We start from the raw sequence: 5599 nt of genomic DNA, 5'->3' as shown, positions 1-5599 counted from the left end.
TTATTATCTTGATTTTATTAAAGAATTAGAAAAAATCGGAGTTGAATATATTGTTGCTACCGATATTAGTAAAGATGGCACGTTAACGGGACCAAATTTTGAAATGTATGAACAGATTGCAAGTATTTCAGATATTAATTTTGTTGTTTCTGGCGGTGTTAAAGACGCTAAAAATATCGAAGAAGCTACGAAACATAATTATTATGCCTGTATTGTTGGTAAGGCTTATTATGAGGGTAAAATAGATTTGAAGGAGGTTATAGCATGCTTACAAAACGGATAATCCCCTGTTTAGATATCAAAAATGGTAAAGTAGTTAAAGGGATTAATTTTGTGGGATTAAAAGATGTTGGTGATCCTATTGAACTTGCTAAACGCTATGACCAGCAATGTAGTGATGAGGTTGTTTTTTTGGATATTACAGCAAGTTATGAACAGCGAGATATTATTAAAGATCTAATTGAACGTGGTGCCAATGAGCTTTCTATTCCTTTAGCAGTAGGTGGTGGTATTCGCACGCTTGATGATTTTAGAATGATCTTAGCTTGTGGTGCGGATAAAGTATCGGTTAATTCGGCTGCTATCAATAATCCTAATTTGATCAAAGAAGCTGCTGATGAATTTGGTGTTCAGTGTGTTGTCGTAGCAGTTGATGCTAAAAAAAGACCAACTGGCGGTTATGATGTTTATGTAAAAGGTGGTCGTGAAAATACCGGAATTGATTTAATTGAATGGGTAACTAAGTGTCAAAAATTAGGGGCTGGAGAAATTTTACTTACTTCAATGGATGCTGATGGCACTAAAGCGGGTTATGATATCGATATGATCAATGCTGTTTGTGATGTGGTTGATATTCCTGTTATTGCCAGTGGTGGCTGTGGCAGTATCCAGGATATTGTAGATGTTTTTAAAAAGACTAACTGTGATGCGGCTTTAGTAGCTTCGTTATTCCATTTTGGTGAAGCGACAGTTGAAGATGTTCGCCAGGAACTAAGAAAACAAGGAATTAATGTAAGGAGGGCAATGTAATGAAACCTGATTTTAAGAAAATGGAACTAATTCCGGCAATTGTTCAAGATTATCAGACTAATGAAGTTTTAATGTTAGCTTATGTCAATGAAGAAGCGTATCAAAGAATGTTGGAAACTAATCAAACATGTTTCTATTCGCGCTCTCGCCAGGAATTGTGGCATAAAGGAGAAACTTCAGGACATTTTCAAAATATTAAGGGAATGTATTTAGATTGTGATTTAGATACTTTATTAATTTTTGTTGAACAAATTGGAGCTGCTTGTCATACTGGGGCTTATTCATGTTTCTTTAATGAAGTGATCGAATATGATCATACGAATATTTTTAGAAGTTTAGAAAAATTGATCCAGGATCGTAAAGTTCATCCGGTTGAAAAATCATATACAAATTACTTATTAGATCAAGGTGTCGATAAGATATGCAAAAAAGTTGGTGAAGAAGCTAGTGAAACAATTATTGCCGCTAAAAACAATGACAAAGATGAATTAGTTGGTGAAATTAGTGATTTGTTATATCATGTATTTGTGTTAATGAATAATCAAGGTGTTTCATTAGACGATATTGAAACCAAATTAAAAAAACGTCATCAAATTACTGGTAATAAAAAAGATTTTCATACTCGTGGTGAATATTAAAAATTTAGAATATCTATTTTATAAATTATTTAAGATATTTAAAGCTATCAGAGCAATCCAATGGCTTTAAATATCTTTTAATTAGGCTGATAACTAATTGATTATTATATTAGATATAATTTGTAATAAATAAAAATCAATAAATGCAATGATTATGAAATCAAGTATATTGGTTAGTTAATTTTACTATGATAATAGTTTATTGATAGAATAATATGAACAAGATAGAGCTGAGTATAGAAAGGAAGTTTTATCTGGTTTTTAGAAAACGGAACGCACTGCGTTCCATATTTACAATCTTTATTTTCTTTACTTTAATAATGATGATTTTTTCGTTATAATTATAATAATATTTAACTAAAGAATGGGGGAATCAAAAGTGAAATTTACTGAGATATTTAAAAATAAACGTATCCCTAAAGCAGATGATATGGATATTAATGAAGAATGTGTATTAAAAAAATATCATGGTCATGACGAAGTTGTTGTTATTCCTAAAGGAGTAGTAAAAATTGGCGTATGGGCTTTTTATCGAAGTGAAACAGTTAAAGAAGTTATATTACCTGCTTCATTAGTTGAAATTGATGATCGGGCTTTTGAACATTCGAGTTTGGAAAAGATTGTAATTGGTAAACAGGTTAAAAAAATTGGCTATTGTGCATTTCAATATTGCCAAAATTTAAAAAGCATTAATTTACCTGATAATTTACAAGTCATTGAAATGTCTACTTTTCAAGGCTGTACCAGTTTGACAGAAATTAATTTACCTGCTCAGTTGACTAAAGTAGAAGAAAATGCTTTTGGAGGCACAGCAATCAAAGAATTGAAAATTCCTGAAGGAATGACCTTTATCAATGAAAAAGCTTTTTGTTATATGCGAGAACTAGAAAAAGTAGTTTTACCGACAACATTAAAGGGAATTGGTCGTGGAGCTTTTAGTTATTGTGATAATTTAAAAGAAGTAGTTATGTTTGAGGGAGTTATTAAAATAGGAGCAAGTGCTTTTGATGCCTGTCGAAAACTGGAAAAAATCAATTTACCTTATTCATTGGTTTCATTAGGCGTTGATGCCTTTTGGCGCACTAAAATAACTGATAGCAAAGAATTAAAAGAAGTATATAATCGTCTTAGTAATCATAAATATCCACAGCCTAATAATTATCAAAGTATGGAGATTGGTGGTATGAGCTTTTATTATCAAAAGCAAATGGAAATTAAAGATTTTAACCTCAATAATTATAATTATGTCAGTGATTTTAGTGATGATCAGTATATTTATCAAACAAAAAATGGTAAAAAGATCTTGATGATTTATACTAAAGTACCAACATTTGATGAGTATGATCGAATGTATGACAGTTATCGAAAATTCTTTTTAATTCCTGATGGTAATAAAATCACTGGTTTTATGATAAGTGGCGGTTATAATATTGTAAGAATCGATCAATATGAAGATCTTCACTTTGGTGATACCAAAACAGAAAAGATGTTAAAAAGTACTGGTATTTTTAAATGAATTGTAAAAAAAGATGAAAATATTACTTGAAGTTACTGTTAGAAATATTTATAATTTCAAAGATACTATTTTATGACAAATAGATAAGTAGATTGTGTTATAATGGTAAATGTATTCTAGGAGGAATTAATGATGGAATTATATAACAAAGATACTTTAAACAAATTAAAAGCGGAGTTAACAGATGAACAATACTATTTACCTAAAGTACTGTTTCATAGTGGCAGTTTTGCTAATATTCGTTTAGAAACAAAATTAGCATACGTAGCGATATTAGATACGTTATTAAATAAAGCAAATGTTAATCAAGAAGGATTGGCTTTTGTAAAACGTGATAATCCAACGATCGTAGCAACTTTAGCAAAACTAGCTAACAAAGAAGTTGATAATGCGAAAATGGAAAAATATTATGATGAATTATGTGAAGCTAAATTGATCATTATTAATAAACAAGATTTATTCGTTTATCATCTTGATTAACCATGGTTAATTATTTAGCAAGTAAATTTATTAAAAATTATCAGAACTATGATAATACGACTGTTCGAAAACAATATGGAATGTTATGTTCATTAGTTTCGATTGTTTGTAATATTATTTTAGTTCTGTTTAAACTTACTATGGGAACAATCACTCATAGTGTTGCAATAATGGCGGATGGATTAAACAATCTATCTGACGTTGGTAGCAATTTAGCTTCATTATTTGGCTTTAAATTGGCTAATAAACATCCTGATGAAGAACATCCTTATGGTCATGGCAGAATTGAATATGTAGCCGGATTAATTATTGCTTTTTTAATTTTATTGGTCGGTTTCCAGGCATTAAAAGATGCTGTTATTAAAATTATCGAACCAGAAAAAGTAATTTTTACGTATTTAGCTGCTTTGATCTTAGTTGTTTCAATTTTAATTAAATTATATATGGCACGATTTAATAAAAATATTGCCAATAAAATAAATTCAACAACATTACAGGCAGCCAGCCAGGATAGTTTAAATGATTGTCTAACAACTGGTGCTTCATTAATTGCTTTGATAGCATCTTTATATACTGATTTACCAGTTGATGGAATTATTGGAGCCCTAGTTTCTTTAATTGTTTTAAAATCTGGAGTAGAAATTTTTAAAGACACAGTTGATCCATTGTTAGGAATGGCACCGGATAAAGAATTGATCAAAGAAATTGAAACTTATATTTTATCTTATCCTGAAGTTTTAGGTATTCATGATTTAATGATGCATGATTATGGACCAGGACGACGTTTTTTAACTTTACACGTTGAAGTTAACTGTGATGAGGATATCATGGTTGTTCATGATGAAATTGATTTAATTGAAAGATCGGTATTAGAGAAGTATCATATTTTAACGACGATTCACATGGATCCCATTGACAGTAATGATTCATTAACCAATGAATTAAAAGAAATGGTCTTAAAAATTGTTAAAGAAATCAATCCAGAATATAGTATTCATGATTTCCGTGTAGTTACAGGACCAACGCATACTAATTTGATTTTCGATGTTTTACTTCCAGTAAGTGATCAAATTGATCATAAGTTATTAAAGAAAGAAATTAATGAAAAAATAAAAGCAGTAAATTCTAGTTTCTTTACTGTTATGCAAATTGAACATAGTTTTGTCTAAAACCACATTTAGTGGTTTTTTAATTATTAGTTACTATTTAATATTAAATGATTTTATAAAACATAAGATACAATGAAGAAAGTCTTACGATTACCAGCTATATTTTTTTAAAAATCTTTTAAAACCTTTATGTATCTAGGAGAATAAAGAAATTTATGGTATACTTTATGTAGTACATGATTAACTGGTAAAAAATGTTAAAATCATTGATTTATCTAGAGTTTAGACTATTATGCTTTTATCAAAACGGCTTATTTACTATGGTTTAATATCAACATAGATGTATTTAAATGAATGAATCGACCTATGTCGATAAGGAGAAATCAGTTTAATATCAACATAGATGTATTTAAATTATGTAGACTGAATATCAATTTTAATAGGATCTTTTGTTTAATATCAACATTGATGTATTTAAATTTTATACCTAGACTTTTAAAAGTGCTTTCTACTTCCTGTTTAATATCAACATAGATGTATTTAAATCCTTTTCGCACTGTATGGTTTCCTAATTTGGCATTGTTTAATATCAACATAGATTCTTTTATTATAGTTGAAAAATATTATAGTATTGTTTGACTTTTTAGAAGAAATTTTAATGTATTTTAAAGTTTGAAACTGATATAGGGTAAATCAAGCAGTCTTGGATAAGGATGATAGTGGGTGTAAGAGTAATAAAAATGGCTGTTCTAAAATTAGAACGGCCATTTTTTTATATCTGTTTATTTGTCTAATGATTATTTATGATAAGCTAAATTTTATCTAAT

General features: G+C 29.0%; 6 protein-coding genes and 1 CRISPR repeat array. All 6 genes read left to right on the top strand.

The genetic code is table 11. The features are described from left to right. Nucleotides 1-283, top strand: a 283-nt coding sequence (locus J7M77_RS02025) for a HisA/HisF-related TIM barrel protein (protein ID WP_296875485.1), incomplete at its 5' end; no start/stop codon positions are given. Next, a complete protein-coding gene (hisF, locus tag J7M77_RS02020; protein ID WP_296875483.1) occupies nucleotides 265-1029 on the top strand; it encodes an imidazole glycerol phosphate synthase subunit HisF in 765 nt (254 codons plus the stop codon). The genes J7M77_RS02025 and hisF, both read left to right, overlap by 19 nt. Further along, nucleotides 1029-1667 (top strand): bifunctional phosphoribosyl-AMP cyclohydrolase/phosphoribosyl-ATP diphosphatase HisIE, encoded by a 639-nt coding sequence (hisIE, locus tag J7M77_RS02015; RefSeq protein ID WP_296875481.1) that lies wholly within the window; start codon nucleotides 1029-1031, stop codon nucleotides 1665-1667. Before hisF ends, hisIE begins: the two co-directional genes overlap by 1 nt. Before the next feature lie 379 nt (nucleotides 1668-2046). Then, nucleotides 2047-3183, top strand: a complete 1137-nt coding sequence (locus J7M77_RS02010; protein ID WP_296875479.1) for a leucine-rich repeat domain-containing protein — start codon at nucleotides 2047-2049, stop codon at nucleotides 3181-3183. Between the two features lie 132 nt (nucleotides 3184-3315). Then, the gene (locus J7M77_RS02005; RefSeq protein ID WP_296875477.1) at nucleotides 3316-3663 is read left to right on the top strand and encodes a hypothetical protein; all 348 of its coding nucleotides are present in this window, start codon (nucleotides 3316-3318) and stop codon (nucleotides 3661-3663) included. 2 nt (nucleotides 3664-3665) lie between these two features. Beyond that, nucleotides 3666-4832 (top strand): cation diffusion facilitator family transporter, encoded by a 1167-nt coding sequence (locus J7M77_RS02000; protein WP_296875475.1) that lies wholly within the window; start codon nucleotides 3666-3668, stop codon nucleotides 4830-4832. Nucleotides 4833-5095: 263 nt separating this feature from the next. Next, nucleotides 5096-5382: direct repeats of the CRISPR family, unit length 29 nt; unit sequence GTTTAATATCAACATAGATGTATTTAAAT. Nucleotides 5383-5599 lie beyond the last annotated feature (217 nt).

The sequence above is a fragment of the Thomasclavelia sp. genome (assembly GCF_017889095.1).
Lineage (GTDB): Bacteria > Bacillota_I > Bacilli_A > Erysipelotrichales > Coprobacillaceae > Thomasclavelia.
The sequence above is the reverse complement of the archived record's forward strand: the minus strand, read 5'-3'. Positions and strand labels throughout refer to the sequence as shown.